Annotated in this window: 13 protein-coding genes; 9 read left to right on the forward strand and 4 right to left on the reverse strand. The window is 72.9% G+C overall.

Going from position 1 to position 16,688, the window contains the following annotated elements:
* Positions 1-73: 73 nt before the first annotated feature.
* Genes QOM21_RS31095 through QOM21_RS31105 form a run of 3 tightly spaced genes read right to left on the reverse strand, consistent with a single transcriptional unit; the run spans position 74 to position 2,924 of the window.
* A complete protein-coding gene (locus QOM21_RS31095) occupies positions 74-886 on the reverse strand; it encodes an ABC transporter ATP-binding protein (RefSeq protein ID WP_407554326.1) in 813 nt (270 codons plus the stop codon).
* The gene (locus tag QOM21_RS31100) at positions 883-1,941 is read right to left on the reverse strand and encodes a FecCD family ABC transporter permease (RefSeq protein WP_407554327.1); all 1,059 of its coding nucleotides are present in this window, start codon (positions 1,939-1,941) and stop codon (positions 883-885) included. The genes QOM21_RS31095 and QOM21_RS31100 overlap by 4 nt, the downstream gene beginning before the upstream one ends.
* Positions 1,938-2,924, reverse strand: a complete 987-nt coding sequence (locus QOM21_RS31105; RefSeq protein WP_407555933.1) for a FecCD family ABC transporter permease — start codon at positions 2,922-2,924, stop codon at positions 1,938-1,940. Before QOM21_RS31105 ends, QOM21_RS31100 begins: the two co-directional genes overlap by 4 nt.
* A gap of 521 nt (positions 2,925-3,445) precedes the next feature.
* On the opposite strand from QOM21_RS31105, the gene QOM21_RS31110 reads away from it, so the two are divergent.
* The 6 genes from QOM21_RS31110 (at position 3,446) to QOM21_RS31135 (ending at position 10,760) form a co-directional block, all read left to right on the forward strand.
* Positions 3,446-4,609 (forward strand): FAD-dependent oxidoreductase, encoded by a 1,164-nt coding sequence (locus QOM21_RS31110; protein WP_407554328.1) that lies wholly within the window; start codon positions 3,446-3,448, stop codon positions 4,607-4,609.
* 206 nt (positions 4,610-4,815) lie between these two features.
* Positions 4,816-5,580 (forward strand): VOC family protein, encoded by a 765-nt coding sequence (locus tag QOM21_RS31115; RefSeq protein WP_407554329.1) that lies wholly within the window; start codon positions 4,816-4,818, stop codon positions 5,578-5,580.
* A 264-nt stretch (positions 5,581-5,844) separates the two neighbouring features.
* Entirely contained in the window at positions 5,845-6,258 is a 414-nt protein-coding gene (locus QOM21_RS31120) for an SH3 domain-containing protein (protein WP_407554330.1), read from the forward strand.
* A 264-nt stretch (positions 6,259-6,522) separates the two neighbouring features.
* Positions 6,523-7,317 carry an SDR family NAD(P)-dependent oxidoreductase gene (locus tag QOM21_RS31125; protein WP_407554331.1) on the forward strand — a complete coding sequence of 265 codons (795 nt, stop codon included), beginning with the start codon at positions 6,523-6,525 and terminating at the stop codon, positions 7,315-7,317.
* A gap of 182 nt (positions 7,318-7,499) precedes the next feature.
* Positions 7,500-8,744, forward strand: a complete 1,245-nt coding sequence (locus QOM21_RS31130; protein ID WP_407554332.1) for an acyl-CoA dehydrogenase family protein — start codon at positions 7,500-7,502, stop codon at positions 8,742-8,744.
* Positions 8,745-8,906: 162 nt separating this feature from the next.
* The gene (locus tag QOM21_RS31135) at positions 8,907-10,760 is read left to right on the forward strand and encodes a protein kinase domain-containing protein (protein ID WP_407554333.1); all 1,854 of its coding nucleotides are present in this window, start codon (positions 8,907-8,909) and stop codon (positions 10,758-10,760) included.
* A gap of 19 nt (positions 10,761-10,779) precedes the next feature.
* On the opposite strand, the gene QOM21_RS31140 is transcribed toward QOM21_RS31135, so the two are convergent.
* Positions 10,780-12,087 carry a hypothetical protein gene (locus tag QOM21_RS31140; RefSeq protein ID WP_407554334.1) on the reverse strand — a complete coding sequence of 436 codons (1,308 nt, stop codon included), beginning with the start codon at positions 12,085-12,087 and terminating at the stop codon, positions 10,780-10,782.
* A gap of 156 nt (positions 12,088-12,243) precedes the next feature.
* Between QOM21_RS31140 and QOM21_RS31145 the strand changes: the two genes are divergently transcribed.
* The 3 genes from QOM21_RS31145 (at position 12,244) to QOM21_RS31155 (ending at position 16,645) form a co-directional block, all read left to right on the forward strand.
* A complete protein-coding gene (locus tag QOM21_RS31145; RefSeq protein WP_407554335.1) occupies positions 12,244-13,809 on the forward strand; it encodes a phytoene desaturase family protein in 1,566 nt (521 codons plus the stop codon).
* A gap of 152 nt (positions 13,810-13,961) precedes the next feature.
* Positions 13,962-15,065 carry an NAD(P)H-dependent flavin oxidoreductase gene (locus QOM21_RS31150; protein WP_407554336.1) on the forward strand — a complete coding sequence of 368 codons (1,104 nt, stop codon included), beginning with the start codon at positions 13,962-13,964 and terminating at the stop codon, positions 15,063-15,065.
* Positions 15,066-15,085: 20 nt separating this feature from the next.
* Positions 15,086-16,645, forward strand: a complete 1,560-nt coding sequence (locus QOM21_RS31155; RefSeq protein ID WP_407554337.1) for an acyl-CoA synthetase — start codon at positions 15,086-15,088, stop codon at positions 16,643-16,645.
* Positions 16,646-16,688: the final 43 nt, after the last annotated feature.

A 16,688-nucleotide genomic window follows, 5' to 3' on the forward strand; every position in this document is an offset into this window, starting at 1 on the left:
GGTTTCCTTAGGGGGAGCGGAGACTGACGCTCTTTCGAGCGCGGGACGGTGCTCGTGGGGGAGAGCGGGGACGTCAGGCGGAGACGGCGGTGTGCCGCACCGCCCGGCCCTTGGGTACGACCAGCGGGGTGCCGGTCTCGGGGTCGGGGATCACCCGGCAGTCCACGTCGAACACGGACTTGACCAGCTCCGCGTCGAGCACATCCGCCGGGGCGCCGGCCGCGGCCAGCTGCCCGTCCTTGAGGACCACGAGGTGGTCCGCGTAGCGGGCGGCCTGCCCGAGGTCGTGCAGCACCATCACCACGGTGCGGCCCGCCTCGGCGTGCAGCGCGGCGACCAGGTCGAGGACGTCGAGCTGATGCCGCAGGTCGAGGAACGTGGTGGGCTCGTCGAGCAGAAGGAGGTCGGTGTCCTGGGCCAGCGCGAGGGCGATCCAGGCGCGCTGGCGCTGGCCGCCGGAGAGCTGGTCGACGGGCTGGTCGCGCAGCACGTCGGTGCCGGTGCGCGCCAGCGCCTCCTCCACGGCCTGCTGGTCGGCCGCCGACCACGGGCTCAGCAGCCGCTGGTGCGGATAGCGGCCGAGCCGTACGAGGGCCTCCACGGTGATCGCGTCCGGCGTCACCGGCTGCTGCGGGAGCAGGCCCATGCGCAGCGCGAGGGCGCGCGCCGGCATCCGGTGAATGTCCGCGCCGTCCAGCGCGACGGTGCCGGCGGACGGGGCCAGCAGCCGCGTCAGACCCCGCAACAGGGTCGACTTGCCACAGGCGTTGGGGCCGACGACGGCCGTGACGGCGCCGCCGGGCAGCACCAGTTCGAGGTTCTCGACGATCAGCCGGTCGCCGTAGCGCAGGTCGAGTCCGTGCGTGGAGAGCTGGTTGGCGGTCATCGGGCACTCCTGTTCACGGAACTGCTCTGACGGATCATCAGGGCCAGCAGCCACGGCGCGCCCAGGGTGGCGGTGACCACCCCGACCGGCAGTCCGCTCACCGGCAGCAGATGCTGCGCCACCAGGTCGGAGGCGAGCAGCAGGATGGAGCCGGCCAGGCCGGAGAGCGCCAGGGTCCCGGCGGTCGGCGGTCCGGCGGCGAACCTCACCATGTGCGGTACGGCCAGTGCGACGAAGGCGACCGGGCCGGTGAGGGCAGCGGCCAGGGAGGCCAGGACCACGGCGGTCACCAGCACCTGGAGGCGGGCGGCGCTGGTGTGCAGGCCGAGCGCACCGGCCGAGTCGTCGCCCAGGTCCAGCACCGCCAGCCGGCGGTGCAGCAGGAAGGCGACGGCGAGGGCCAGTGCCACCGCCGTACCCGCGACCCATACCTCGGTCCAGGTCCGCCCGTAGACCGAGCCGGTCGTCCACTGGAGCGCGGAACCGGCCAGCTCGGTCGGGAAGCTGACGACCATGAAGTTCACCGCGGCGGCCAGCCCCGCCTGCACGGCGAGCCCGACGAGCACCAGCCGGGTGACGTTGACCCCGGCGCGCCAGGCGAACACCGCCAGCAAGACCGCGGCGAGCAGCCCGCCGCCGAGCGCGGCGAGCGGGATCAGAGCCTGCGAGGCCCCGGTGGCGAGCATCGCCACCGCGCCGAACGAGGCGCCACCGGTCACGCCCATCACGTCGGGAGAGGCGAGCGGATTGCGGAACAGCCGCTGCAGGAGCGTACCGGCCACGGCCAGGCCGGTACCGGCGACGACCGCCGCGGCCATCCGCGGGGCGCGGAACTCCTGGACGATGAGCACGGTGCCGGGATCCCCCAGCCCGAGCAGACCCTTGACCGCCTCGCCCGGTGAGAGCGGCATGTCTCCGTTGGCGACGGAGACCGTGATCAGGGCGAGGAGTGCCACCACCCCGCCGAGGGCGAGGAGGGGGGTGCGCAGCGCGGCGGGGCGCCGCCCGGCGGGCCGGGCGGCGGAGAGCTTGCCGGCCTTCAGGGTCTCGGTCATCGGGCCACCTTCCGGGCCAGCAGCGCCAGCAGCGGCGCGCCGAGGAAGGCGCTGAGGATGCCGACCTGCAGCTCGGAGGGGCGGATGACGATCCGTCCGAGGATGTCGGCGGTGAGCAGCAGCAGCGGTCCCGCGATCAGGCAGCCGGGCACCACGATGCGGTGGTCGGAGGAGCGGAACAGCTGGCGTACGAGGTGCGGGGCCGCCAGGCCGATGAACGCCAGCGGGCCGGCCACCGCGACCGCGGATCCGGCGAGCAGTACGACGGCGAGGCCGCCGGCCGTTCTGATCCGGGCCACCGGCACGCCGAGCGCCTGCGCGGAATCGTCGCCGAGCGCCAGCGCGTTGAGCGCCGGGGTGATGGCGAGCGCGACGACCAGGCCGATCACCAGGGTCGGCAGCACGGGATAGAGCACCGAGAGGGGGCGCTCGGACAGCGAACCGGCCAGCCAGAACCGGGCCTCGTCCAGGGACCGCTTGCTGGCCAGCATCACCGTCGAGGTCCAGGAGAGCAGGACGAGTTGGAGGACGGTGCCGCCGAGTGCCAGGCGTACCGGGTCGAGGTCGCCGGCGCGCCGGGCGAGGGCCTGGGCGAACAGCGCGGCGGCCGCCGCACCGGCGAACGCGAACCACAGGTATTCGGCGGGGCGCGTCAGGTGCAGCGCGTAGATGGCGGTGACCACCGCGAAGCCGGCGCCCGCGTTGATGCCCAGGGTGGTCGGCGAGGCGAGCGGGTTGCGGGTGATGCCCTGGACGACCGCTCCGGCCACACCGAGTGCCGCGCCGACCGCGAGCGCGACGAGGGTGCGCGGCAGCCGAAGGCCCGTGACCACGATGGCGTCCCGCCCGTGCGCGGTGCCTGACAGGGCATCGATCACCGTGGACAGCGGCACGGACCGCGCGCCGAGAGCGAGGCTCAGGGCCGCACAGACCGCGAGCGCGCAGACCCCGACCGCGAACAGCGGAATGCGCCGCAAGGTCATCGCGGCGGTGTGCGTGCCGGGCACGGGGGGTGCTGTGGCAGCTGGCTTTGTCGTGGACACGCGTCGTTACATTAGGTTAGGCATACCTAAAACTGCAAGTACAGGTGTACGGACCGCCCAACTGTCCCTTTTGCCCACCGGTGGCCGCCGAGCCCGCGGATCAGGGGCTTTTGACCTCGCGTGAGCGAGAGGGCCCGCGGTGCGCGGGCGGCCGGCCACCCGCGTCCTCCCGCCTTCCCCGACTTCGCCCTTCGAAGCCTCCGGAGTGCTCGATCCCTCCGCGGTCGCCCCCGTACGCGTCCTCCGGTCCGATGGAGAGGGCAGCCGCGGGTGTCACCCGCGGAGGTCGCGTGTGTTCGGCGATACAAAGGGGAGTCGTTGCACCCTTTCGACCTTCGTTGTGCGCGTGCGAAGCGACGGCCCGCGGCGGCGCGCCGCCCGCCCGACGGTTTGCGGGCCCGCTCGGCCCGGCAGCTCGGACACGCCGACGCCCGGCCGCAGTCCCACAGTTGAGGAGCGATATGAACCCCAGCACTCCCCGGATCGCGGTCATCGGCGGCGGCCTCGGCGGCCTGCTCTGTGCCCGCGTCCTCCAGCGGGAGGGCCGGCCGGTCACCGTCTTCGAGCGCGAGGCGTCCGCCGACGCCCGTCCCCATGGCGGCACGCTGGAACTGCGGGCGGCCTTCGGGCGGGCGGCCCTGTTCGAGGCGGGTCTCGACGACGAGTTCCGCGCCCTTGCCCGCCCCGGAGGGCGGGAGGTGCGCCTGCTGGACCGCACGGGGGCCCTGTTGCACCGCGAGCTGCCCGCCGACGGCGTGGACGACGGGGCCGAGATCGACCGCGCGGACCTGCGGCGTCTGCTGCTGGACTCCCTCGCCCCCGGGACCGTCCGCTGGGGCCGGTACCTGAGCACACTCCACCCGCTCGGCGACGGCACCCACAAGGCCGTCTTCGACGGCGGTCACGCCGAGACCTTCGACCTGGTCATCGGTGCCGACGGCGCCTGGTCCCGAGTGCGGCCCCTGCTGACGGACGACTCCCCCCACTACTCGGGCGTCACCTTCGTCGAGGCCGGCTTCGACGACGTCGACGCCCGCCACCCGGCCGTCGCCCGGCTGGTCGGCGACGGCAGCATGCTGGCGCTGTCCGGCGACAGGGGCCTGATCGCCCACCGCGACCACCGCGACGGACACGACCGCATCCGCGCGTACATCGCCTTCCGCGGTTCGCAGGACTGGATGCTCGATCGCGGCGTGAACGTCCATGACGCCGAGGACGTGCGCGCCGCGTTGCTCGACGCCTTCGCCGACTGGGACAGCACCCTGCTCGCGCTGCTGCGGGAGAACGACGGCGGATTCCTCAACCAGCCGCTGTTCGCCCTGCCGCCGCACACCTGGCCGCACACCCCGGGCCTGACGCTCCTCGGGGACGCCGCGCATCTGATGACGCCCTTCTCCGGCAAGGGCGCCGATCTCGCCCTGCTCGACGGCTGCGATCTCGCTCGCTCCCTCACCCGCCACGCCGATCCGGAGGAGGCGCTGCGGGACTACGAAGCGACCATGCTGCCCCGCTCCGCCGAAGCGGCCGAAGCCGCCGCCCGCGACCTGGACAACGCCATCGCCGCCGACGCCGTTGCCCCCGAAGCGCCGCACGGCCCCCTGTGGCGCCTCTTCCACCGCCGCTGACCCACCCCGCCGCCCCTCTCCGAGGGTACGGTCGCGGCGGCCTCGGGTCCTGAGCCCGTTGCGAGCGCCCTCCGGTTGCGGCGCCGGCCCACCGACCGGACGATCGGCAGCGTACGGAAACGGACTGCGGCCCACGGATGCGCGAACGCCCCGTCAGGTGAAATGCGGGCGGAGCCCTCCGGCCGCGCGGACGGACGGAACAGACGGTGCAGACCACTGAGCCCACTGCCGGAGCACCGTGCTGGGTCGAGCTGGGTACGACGGATCCGGACGCCGCCAAGGTGTATTACCGCGAGGTGTTCGGCTGGCGGGTGGAGACCGACCCGCGCCCGGAAGCGGGCGGCTACACGATGCTCTCCCTGGCCGGTGCGCCGGTGGCCGCGCTGACCCCCCTGTACGCGCCGGGCCGCCCGACCGCGTGGACCGTGTCCTTCGCGACCCGGGACGCCGACGCGTCGGCCGCCGCGGTCACCGAGGCGGGCGGCACCCTGCTGAACGAGCCGATGGACGTCCTGGACCTGGGGCGCTTCGCCGTCCTTGCCGACCCGTCGGGTGCCGTCTTCTCCCTGTGGCAGGCCCGCTCCTTCGCCGGCGCCGCCGTGTTCGGCGTACCCGGTTCGCTCGGCTGGGTCGAACTCGCCACCCCGGACCCCGAGGGCGCCCGCGTCTTCTACCCACGGGTTTTCGGCTGGACCGTCAACGCCGGTGACACGTACACGCAGTGGGGCCTCGAAGGCGCCGATTTCGGCGGGATGAGCCCTCTGGACGAGCGCTACCCGAGCGGTACGCCCGCGCACTGGCTGCCGTACTTCGCGGTGGCCGACGTCGACGCGACCGCCGCCCGTGCCACCGAGGCGGGCGGCGCGCCGGTGGTGCCCCCGATGGACGTGCCGGGCGGCCCCCGGGTCGCCATGATCCGGGACCCCCAGGGCGGTGTCTTCGGGATCCACCGCGCCGGCCCCGTGGAGTGAGCCGTCCGTGGCCAGGGCGCTGTCGGCCCGACACGCCGGAGGCGCGGCAAGCTTGACGCCGTCGTCCGCCGCCGCACGCGTCCGTCCGAAGCCGGACGGCCCGACTCCCGCCGTACGTCCCGACTTCCCGTGCTCCGGGCGTACTTGATGCGTCACACGATCGGCTCCCTGGTCGTCGTTTCAGCACATTTTTCGATGATTTTGCGCGTAATGTCCTTCTCGCGCCCAATGGGTCGCATTGCGCGTCAAGAACAGGAGACACCTATGTCCACGACCGACATCCTCGTGGCCCGCGGCAGAACGCTCGCAGCCGGTGCGGGCGCACTGGTCACGGCTGCCGCTCTCGGTGCCACGCTGCTCGCCGCGGCGCCGGCCCAGGCGGCTCCCGCGAAGCCGTACGGCACCGTCACCGCCAAGTCCGGCCTCAATGAGCGTCAGTACCCCAGCACGGACTCCTCCGTGAAGGGCTTCCTCCACTACCGCGCGCAGGTCGGCCTGGTCTGCAAGGTCCGGGCCCAGAACATCGCGGGCAACGACGTCTGGTACCTGGTCCGCGGCCCGCACGCGAACTGGATCGCGGCCAAATACGTGACCAACACCGGATACGTGAAGTACTGCAAGGACGCCATGCCCAGCCGGATGCTGCCCGACGCGGCCGCGAAGAACGCCAAGGGCTGATCCCGGCCCGACCGCAGCCGCCGGGGCCGCGGGGCGCCCCGCGGGATGTGCGCAAGGCCCGGCTGGGCACCTCGGGAACGCTCCGGGTGCCGAGTCGGGCTTCGGTGCGGACACGCCGGCGGCCGCCCGTGAAAGGGCCCGGAGGCCCGGGCCGGCCGCGCCGGCAGGGCGCGCCGAGGGAGGTCCCGATCTCACGCACCCCGCGGTGGCCCGTGCAAGGGTGAGCCAGGATCAGCGGACCGCGCGAGGAAGGACGGAAAAGCCGTGCAGATCGATCTCGCCGACAAGACCGCTCTGGTGACCGGTTCGACGCAAGGCATCGGGGCGGCCATCGCCACCGGCCTGGCCCGTGCCGGGGCCCGGGTCGCGGTGAACGGACGCAGCGAGCGGTCCGTGGACGCCGCGCTGGAGGGGCTGCGCGAGGAGGTGCCGGACGCGGAGTTCATCGCCGCGCCGGGCGACATCGCGACCGACGGTGGGTTCCAGCAGGTCCTCGACGCCGTGCCGCAGGTCGACATCCTCGTCAACAACCTGGGCATCTTCGGCGCCCGGCCCGCCCTGGAGATCGACGACGCCGAGTGGCGTCAGTACTTCGAGACCAATGTGCTGACCGCGGTCCGGATGATCCGCGCCTACCTCCCCGGCATGATGGTCCGCGGCTGGGGGCGCATCCAGAACATCGCCAGCGACTCCGCCGTGGTGATCCCCGCGGAGATGATCCAGTACGGCATGTCCAAGACGGCGCTGCTGGCCGTCTCCCGAGGCTTCGCCAAGGAGGCCGCGGGGACCGGGGTGTGCGTGAACTCCGTCATCGCCGGCCCGACCCACACCGGAGGGGTGGAGGACTTCGTGTACGACCTCGTCGGCCGGGACGTCTCCTGGCACGAGGCGCAGCGCACCTTCATGCGGGAGCACCGGCCGCAGTCGCTGCTCCAGCGGCTGATCGAGCCGGAGGAGATCGCGCACATGGTGGTCTATCTCAGCTCCCCGTTCGCCTCGGCGACCACCGGTGCGGCGGTCCGCGTCGACGGCGGCTACGTCGACTCGATCGTCCCCTGACGCGGACAGGTCCCTCCGGGCCGGGCGCCGTCGCGGGTGCGCGGGGCCCCGCGGGCCCCCTTCCGCGCCCTTCCGTATTTCTGGAACGCGTTCTACTGTGCCCCTCGATCCGGTATCCGACGGGCCGTCAGGAGCCCGGTGGCCGCCGGGCCGGATGACGGACCGGACGAACTGGAGGGGCCGTGCACCTCGAATACACCCCCGAGCAGCAGCAGCTGCGCGCCGAGCTGCGGACGTACTTCGCCGAACTGGTGCCCGACAACGCCTATGCCCGCTCCCGAGGCTCCCAGGACCCGCTCGACGCTCCCGCCGACGCGGGCCGCACCGCCGCCGCCGCGCAGAAGCGCTTCTACCGCGAGACCGTGCGCCGGCTGGGCGCGGACGGCTGGCTCGGCATCGGCTGGCCCAAGGAGTTCGGCGGGCGCGGCATGAGCCCGATGGAGCAGTTCATCTTCTTCGACGAGGCCGCGCAGGCGGGCGTTCCGCTGCCGCTGATGGCCCTGAACACCGTCGGCCCGACGATCATGCAGTACGGCACCGACGAGCAGAAGGCGTACTTCCTGCCCAGGATCCTCTCCGGTGAGATCGACTTCGCGATCGGCTACAGCGAACCGGACGCCGGCACCGACCTCGCCGCCCTCAGGACCCGCGCGGTACGCGAGGGGGACGAGGAGACCGGCCACTACGTCGTCAACGGGCAGAAGATCTGGACCACCAACGGCGACACCGCCGACTGGGTGTGGCTCGCGGTCCGCACCGCCCCCGTGGAACCGGGGACCCCGCCCCACAAGGGCATCACCATGCTGCTCGTACCGACCTCGGACCCCGGCTACTCCTGCACGGTGATCAACACGCTCGCCTCGCACGACACCACCGCCAGCTATTACGAGAACGTCGTGGTCCCCGCCGCGCGCCGGGTCGGCCCGGAGAACAAGGGCTGGCGGATCATCACCAACCAGCTCAACCACGAGCGGGTCACCCTGGCCGCGCACGGCACCATGGCCATCCGCGCGCTGCACGACGTCCAGCGCTGGGCCGCCGACACCAAGCTCACCGACGGACGACGGGTCATCGACCTCGGATGGGTACGCGGCCGGCTGGCCCGTACGCACACCCGGCTGGACGCCATGAAGCTGCTGAACTGGCAGATGGTCGACGCCCTCCAACAGGGCACCCTCACCCCGCAGGACGCCTCCGCGGTCAAGGTCTACGGTTCCGAGGCCCGCCGGGACGCGTACGCCTGGCTGATGGAGATCGTCGGAGCCGCGGGCCCGCTCAAGGAGGGCTCGGCGGGCGCCGTCCTCCACGGAGAACTCGAACGCGGCTACCGCTCCGCGGTCATCTTCACCTTCGGCGGCGGCAACAACGAGATCCAGCGCGAGATCATCTCGTGGATCGGCCTGGGGATGCCCCGGGTACGGCGCTGACACCGCGACGCGGCACCCGCCGCCCCGGGCGCCGCGCTGCGACGCGCACCCGATGACCGCCCAGCGCCCTACAAGCTGCGCCGTTCCGCCGCCATACTGGACCGGCAGGACACGCAGGGGGAGCTGCGCGACGGAACGCGGGGACGGGGGCGGGGCTGCGCGATGGCGGAAAGCAGGCTGATCCAGGGGCGCTACCGGCTGATCGAGACGATCGGGCGCGGTGGCATGGGCGAGGTCTGGCGGGCCCGCGACGAGTCGCTGGGCCGCCAGGTCGCCGTGAAATGCCTCAAGCCGATGGGGCCGCGCCACGAACCGAACTTCCTTCAGGTGCTGCGCGAGCGCTTCCGGCGCGAGGCCAGGGTGGCGGCGGCCCTGCAGCACCGCGGGATCACCGTCGTCCACGACTTCGGGGAGGACGACGGCACCCTCTACCTCGTCATGGAGCTGCTCAACGGCCGCAATCTCAGCCAGCTGCTGGACGACAACCGGCGCCAGCCGCTGCCGGTCGCGGACGTCATCGAGATCGCCGAGCAGCTCACCGCCGCACTCGCCTACACCCATGAACAAGAGGTCGTGCACCGCGACCTGAAGCCGGCGAACATCGTGCGGATCGCCGACGGCACGGTCAAGATCTGCGACTTCGGCATCGCCCGCCTGGGCCACGACATCGGCTTCACCGCCCGGCTGACCGGCACCGGCATCGCCATGGGGACCCCGCACTACATGTCGCCCGAGCAGATCGGCGCCGGCACCGTCGACCACCGCAGCGACCTGTACTCCCTGGGCTGCGTGCTGTACGAGATCGCCACGGGGGCGCCGCCGTTCGACGTCGGCGACGCCTGGGCCGTGCTCATCGGCCACCGTGACACCACTCCGGAGCCGCTGCGGGCGCGGCGCGCCGACCTGCCGGAGGCCTACGACCACATCGTCCTCGACCTGCTCGCCAAGGACCCGGACGACCGGCCGCGGGACGCCGACGAACTGGGCAAACGCCTCGCCGACGCCCGCCGTTTCGACACCGGCCGCAGCACGGCAGGTGCGGACGCCCGACGGACGGCGCCGACCGTGCTGCTGCCCTTCTGGACCCGGGGGATGACGACGGGCGTCCCGGCGAGCGGCGCCCGGCCGCCCCTGCAGAACCCGCCGGGCCGCGCCACGGCCGCCCTCGTCCACGCCTGGACCACCGGCGCCGTCCCGCTGCGCGATGCGGCGGCCCCGGCCGCCCCGGCCCCCCACTCCGGGCGGCCCCTCGACCGGCTCACCGTCCTCGCCGAGCGGCACGGCGCCGGGCTGGATCTGGGCCGGGGCGGCCGCTGGGCCGAGGCGGCCGAGGTGCACCACGCGGTCGCCGCCGAACGCCGGCAGCTCCTCGGCCCCGACCACCCCGACACCCTCACCAGCCACTTCGAGGCGGCCCGCGCCCTTGGCCGTACGGGACGCCCGGACGCGGCTCTGAGCGCCTTCGAGCAGGTCGCCGCCGTCCGTACCCGCACTCTCGGGGCGGACCACCCCGACACCCTCGTGGCCCGGCACGAACTCGCTCTCGGCCTCGGCAGCCTGGGCCGGGGCCCCGAGGCGCTGACCGTCTACCGCGATCTGGTGGCCGCCCGGACCCGCGTGCACGGCGCGCTCGCCCCCGAGACGCTGCGTGCCCGGCACGGGCTCGGCGTGAACCTCGGGCGGCTGGGCCGCTGGGAGGAGGCGCTGGTGGAGGCCCGCGAGGTGGCGGAGGCCCGCGACCGCGTGCTCGGCGCCGACCACCCCGACACCCTGGTCAGCCGCAGGGAGGTCGCGGTGGCACTCGGCTGGCTCGGCCGCTGGGGCGAGGCGCTGGGCACATACCGCAGGGTCGCCGACGCCCGGGAACGGGTCCTGGGCGCCGCGCATCCCGACACGCTCGCCAGCCGCGGGGACGAGGCCCAGTGCCTCGACCGGCTGGGCCGGGCCGACGAGGCGGCGGCCCGCCACCGCCGGATCGCGCAACTGCGCCAGGAGCGCTCCCCGGGCCGGCGGTAGCGGGCTTCGGCCCGACGGGTCAGCGCGCGGTGACCCGGTAGAGGACGGTGGCGTGCGGCGGGACGTTCTTCGCGGCGATCTCCCCGCCGCTGTTCGTGATGCGGCCGCTGTGCAGCTCCCGCAGCCGGTAGGAGCCGGCGTCCGGCAGGCCCGCGTCCTTGGCCGTGGTGGACAGCGTGCGCGGCGTGTTGCCCGAGTTGAACAGGGCGACGGCCCGGTCGCCGTTGTGCAGCGGCTTGCTGAGCACCGCCATCCCCGTCTCCTGCCGCACGACCTTGCCCTGGACGCCCAGCGGGTCCTGGTCGACGGCGATGACCTCCTTGTTCCCGAGCACCTCCAGGGCAGCCCCGGAGAGCTTGGTCAGATCCGTGCTGGAGATCAGCGGCGCGGCCATCATCGCCCACAGGGCCATCTGGCTGCGCATCTCGTCCGTGGTCAGCCCCGAGTCCCCGGCGAGCAGGAAGTCGGGGTCGTTCCAGCGGCCGGGCCGCTGGAGGTCGGCGAGGCCGGAGTTGTAGGTGAAGTTGTAGAGGATGGAGGACCACTTCTGGGCCGGCGACTGCTTCTCCAGCGCCACGTCCCGACCACCGCGCCACAGGTTGCCGACATCGGCGGACCAGCCGATCACCCGGTGCCACAGGGGCCGCCCGTCGAACTGGAAATAGGCGGGCGCCGACACCGAGAAGGTCATCGGGCGGCCGGTGGCCGCCAGCGCCCGGCTCATCTGTCCGTACAGGTCGCGGTAGGTCTGCTCCTTGGTGCTCCCCGGGGCGGTGGGCACATTGCAGCCGTCGGCCTTGACGTAGTCGACCTTCCAGCTCGCGAACAGCTCGGCGTCCTGCCGGAAGTGGCCCATGCTGCCCGGGTACTTCTCGCAGGTGTGCGTGCCGACATCCGCGTAGATCCCGAACTTCAGCCCCATCGCGTGCAGTTGCCGGCCCAGATGGGCCATGCCGTGCGGGAATCTCGCCGGGTCCGCGAGCAGCTCGCCCTCAGGGCCGCGCTGCTTGGCCATCCAGCAGTCGTCGACGGTGACGGTGTTGTACCCCTTGCGCGCGAGGTCCGTACGCACCAGGGCCCGCGCGTTGTCGAGGATGACCTTCTCGTTGATGTCGCACATGTAGTACGACCAGTTGTTCCAGCCCATCGGGGGCGTCGGGGCCAGGTGGGGATACGGCTCCGCGGTGCGGGGGGCGAGCGGCGCACGGGCCGGGTCGGGAGCGGCGGAGGCCGGGCCGGTGGCCGCGACCAGCCCCACGGAACAGGCGGCGAAGGCGGTCAGTCCGGCGACGGTACGGCCGGTTCGGGAAGCCGAGGGGTGGAACACGGGTCACCTCACGAGTGGGCGGAGCGGCGCAGGGAGCGGGGCAACGGCCGGACGCTAGGAGCCGCCCGATGCCCGGTCAAGAAGCCCCACCGGCCGGGCCGGAGGATTCAGCCGCCTGCACCTGGCGACGGAGATCACCACGTGCTACGAAGAGGCATGCCGGAACGGACTTCGTATGACGCGGTCATCGTCGGCGGCGGCCACAACGGGCTGGTCGCCGCCGCCTACCTCGCACGCGCCGGGCGCAGCGTGCTCGTGCTGGAGAGGCTGGACCACACCGGGGGTGCCGCGGTGTCGACAAGGGCGTTCGCCGGCCTCGACGCCCGGCTGTCCCGCTACTCCTACCTCGTCAGCCTGCTGCCGCCGAAGATCGTGCGGGACCTCGGGCTGAACTTCGCGGTCCGCAAGCGCACCATCTCCTCCTACACCCCCGTCGAACGCGACGGCCGCCCCACCGGCCTGCTGGTGGGCGGCGGCCACGACCGCACCCGCGAGGCGTTCGCCGAACTCACCGGGTCGGACCGGGAGTTCGGCGCCTGGGAGCGCTTCTACGGAAGTACCCGGCGCCTCGCGGAGCGGGTCTTTCCCACGCTCACCGAGCCGCTGCCGGCCCGTGACGCGCTGCGCGCCCGGATCGATGACGAGGCCCTCTGGGAAGCGCTGTTCGAACGCCCCCTGGGTGAGGCGGTCGAGGCGGCCTTCACCGACGACCTGGTGCGGGGTGTGGTGCTCACCGACGCCCTGATCGGCACCTTCGCCGCCGCCCACGACCCCTCGCTGCGGCAGAACCGCTGCTTCCTCTACCACGTCATCGGCGGCGGCACCGGCGACTGGGACGTCCCGATCGGCGGCATGGGGGCGCTCACCGACGCGCTTGCCGGGGCCGCCCGCCGGGCCGGGGCGGAGATCGTCACCGACTGCGCGGTGACCGGCATCGCGACGGACGGCCGTACGGCGGAGGTGACCTGCGAACAGGGCACTTTCGGTGCGCGCCGGGTGCTGGTCAACGCCGCCCCACGGGAGCTGGCCCGGCTGCTGGGCGAGGAGCCGCCACCGGCCGCGGAGGGTGCCCAGCTGAAGGTGAACATGCTGCTCACCCGCCTGCCGCGGCTGCGCGATACCCGGGTGGATCCGCGGGAGGCGTTCTCCGGGACGTTCCATGTGGCCGAGGGATACGGGCAGTTGGAGACGGCGTATCAGCAGGCCGCGGCCGGCGAGCTGCCCGCCGCGCCGCCGTCCGAGATCTACTGCCATTCCCTGACCGATCCGTCGATCCTCGGCGCGGACCTGGTCCGGGAGGGCTGGCAGACGCTCACGCTCTTCGGGCTGCACACCCCGGCGAGCCTGTTCGCCACCGACAACGACGCCACCCGCGAGCGGCTGCTGGCCGCCACACTCGGGCAGCTGGACGCCCACCTCGCCGAGCCGCTCACCGACTGCCTGGCATACGACGCCGACGGCCGGCCGTGCATCGAGGCGCGCAGCCCGGTGGACCTGGACCGGGAGCTGGGGCTGCCGGGCGGCAACATCTTCCACCGCGAGCTGGCCTTCCCGTACGCCGACCCCGACGGCGGCGGCTCGGCGGAGACCGCGCCCGGCCGCTGGGGTGTGGCCACCACGCACGCCAATGTGCTGCTGTGCGGCGCGGGCGCGGTGCGCGGCGGGGGTGTCAGCGGGATCCCGGGGCACAACGCGGCGATGGCGGTGCTCGAAGGAGGCTGACGGCCGGAGCGGACGCGGCGGGTGGCGCGTTGCCCGGGGCGCACCCGCCCGCCACGGGCACGGACCCGACGCCTCGGCCGATGCGCGCCATTATCTGACGCTGCATCAGAAAATCTCTTCCCTCGTCCGGCTCGCTGCGGCATCCTTCGCCCATGCAGACGGAGTTGAGCAACACACTGGGAGTCGAGCACGCCGTCTTCGGGTTCACCCCCTTCCCCGCGGTCGCCGCGGCCATCACCCGGGCCGGCGGATTCGGGGTGCTCGGCGCGGTCCGCTACACCGCCCCCGACGAGCTGGCCCGCGACCTGGACTGGATGCAGGAGCACACCGAAGGGCTGCCCTACGGCCTGGATGTGGTGATGCCCGCCAAGAAGGTGGAGGGAGTCAGCGAGGCCGACGTCGAGGCGATGATCCCCGAGGGCCACCGCCGATTCGTCACGGACATCCTCGCCAAGCACCAGGTGCCAAGCCTCGCCGAGGGCGAGGCCTCCGGCTGGCGGATCACCGGCTGGATGGAGCAGGTCGCCCGCAACCAGCTCGACGTGGCCTTCGACTATCCGATCAAGCTGCTCGCCAACGCCCTCGGTTCGCCACCCGCCGACGTCATCCGGCGCGCCCACGACCACGGCGTCCTCGTCGCGGCGCTGGCCGGCAGCCCCCGCCACGCCCTGCACCACAAGGCTGCCGGCATCGACATCGTCGTCGCGCAGGGCTACGAGGCAGGCGGCCACACCGGCGAGATCGCCACCATGGTCCTCACCCCCGAAGTGGTGGCCGCCGTCGACCCGCTGCCGGTGCTCGCCGCGGGCGGCATCGGCACCGGGGAGCAGATCGCCGCGGGACTCGCCCTCGGCGCGCAGGGTGTCTGGCTCGGCTCCCTGTGGCTGACCACCGAGGAGGCCGAACTGCACTCCCGGCGGCTGACCGCGAAGCTGCTCGCCGCGGGACCCGGCGACACCGTCCGCTCCCGCGCGCTGACCGGCAAGCCCGCGCGCCAGCTGCGCACCGAATGGACCGACGCCTGGGACGACCCGGCAGGCCCGGGGCCGCTCCCGATGCCGCTGCAGGGGCTGCTGGTCGCCGAGGCCAACAGCCGTATCCAGAAGCACGAGGTCGAGCCGCTGCTCGGTACGCCGGTCGGTCAGATCGTCGGCCGGATGAACAGCGAGCGCAGCGTGCAGGCCGTCTTCGACGACCTCACCCGCGGCTTCGAGCGGGCCATCGACCGCATCAACCGCATCGCAGGACGCGCCTGATCCCGAGGAGGACAGCGGACATGACCAACGACTCCCCACCGCCGAACGGCTTCTGGGCGCAGGCCGCCGCCGACCCGGACCGCATGGTCCTGATCACCCCGGACGGCGAGGAGTGGACCGCGGGCCGGCTGCACGCCGCGAGCAACCAACTGGTCCACGGGCTGCGCGCGGCGGGTCTTGAGCGTGGCGACGCCTTCGCCGTGGTGCTGCCCAACGGCGTGGAGTTCCTCACCGCCTACCTCGCCGCCTCCGAGGCCGGTTTCTACCTCGTCCCGGTCAACCACCACCTGGTCGGCCCGGAGATCGCCTGGATCGTCGCCGACTCCGGCGCGAAGGTGCTGATCACCCACGAGCGGTTCGCCGACGAGGCCCGGAGCGCCGCGGACGAGGCGAACCTCCCCGCCACCCACCGCTACGCCGTCGGCCCCGTCGACGGATTCCTCCTGTACGCCCAACTCCTGGACGGCAACAGCGAATCCGCGCCCTCCGAGCGCACACTCGGCTGGGTCATGAACTACACCTCGGGCACCACGGGCCGGCCCCGCGGGATCCGCAGGCCGCTGCCCGGCAAGCCTCCCGAGGAGACCTACCTCGGCGGCTTCCTCGGCATCTTCGGGATCAAGCCGTTCGACGACAACGTGCACCTGGTCTGCTCGCCGCTCTACCACACCGCCGTGCTGCAATTCGCCGGCGCGTCCCTGCACATCGGGCACCGCCTGGTGCTGATGGACAAGTGGGTGCCCCAGGACATGCTGGCCCTGATCGACGCGCACCGCTGCACCCACACCCACATGGTGCCGACCCAGTTCCACCGGCTGCTCGCGCTGCCCGAGCGCACCCGCGCGGCCTACGACGTGAGCTCGATGCGGCACGCCATCCACGGCGCCGCCCCCTGCCCCGACCACGTCAAGCGCGCGATGATCGACTGGTGGGGCGGCTGCGTCGAGGAGTACTACGCCGCGAGCGAGGGCGGCGGCGCGTTCGCCACGGCCGCGGACTGGCTCAAGAAGCCCGGTACGGTCGGCAAGGCGTGGCCGATCAGTGAACTGGCCGTCTTCGACGACGACGGCAACCGGCTGCCCGCGGGTGAACTCGGCACCGTCTACATGAAGATGTCCACCGGTGGCTTCCAGTACCACAAGGACGCGTCGAAGACCGCGAAGAACCGGATCGGCGACTTCTTCACCGTGGGCGACCTCGGCCTTCTCGACGAGGACGGCTATCTCTTCCTGCGCGACCGCAAGATCGACATGATCATCTCGGGCGGGGTCAACATCTACCCCGCGGAGATCGAGTCCGCGCTGCTCGGCCACCCCGCCGTCGCGGACGCGGCCGCCTTCGGCATCCCGCACGACGACTGGGGCGAGGAGGTCAAGGCCGTCGTGGAACCCGCCGAGGGGCATCAGGCGGGGCCCGAGCTGGCCGCGGAGATCCTCGCGCACTGCGCGCGCCATCTCGCCGCCTACAAGCGGCCCAGGTCCGTCGACTTCCTCGACGCCATGCCGCGTGACCCCAACGGCAAGCTCTACAAGCGGCGGCTGCGCGAGCCGTACTGGGCCGGGCGGGACCGCGCCGTGTAGCGGGGCGATCGGGGAGGGCGGCCGGTCCCACCGGGCCGGCCGC

It is taken from the genome of Streptomyces sp. Pv4-95 (genome assembly GCF_045782725.1).
GTDB lineage: Bacteria > Actinomycetota > Actinomycetes > Streptomycetales > Streptomycetaceae > Streptomyces.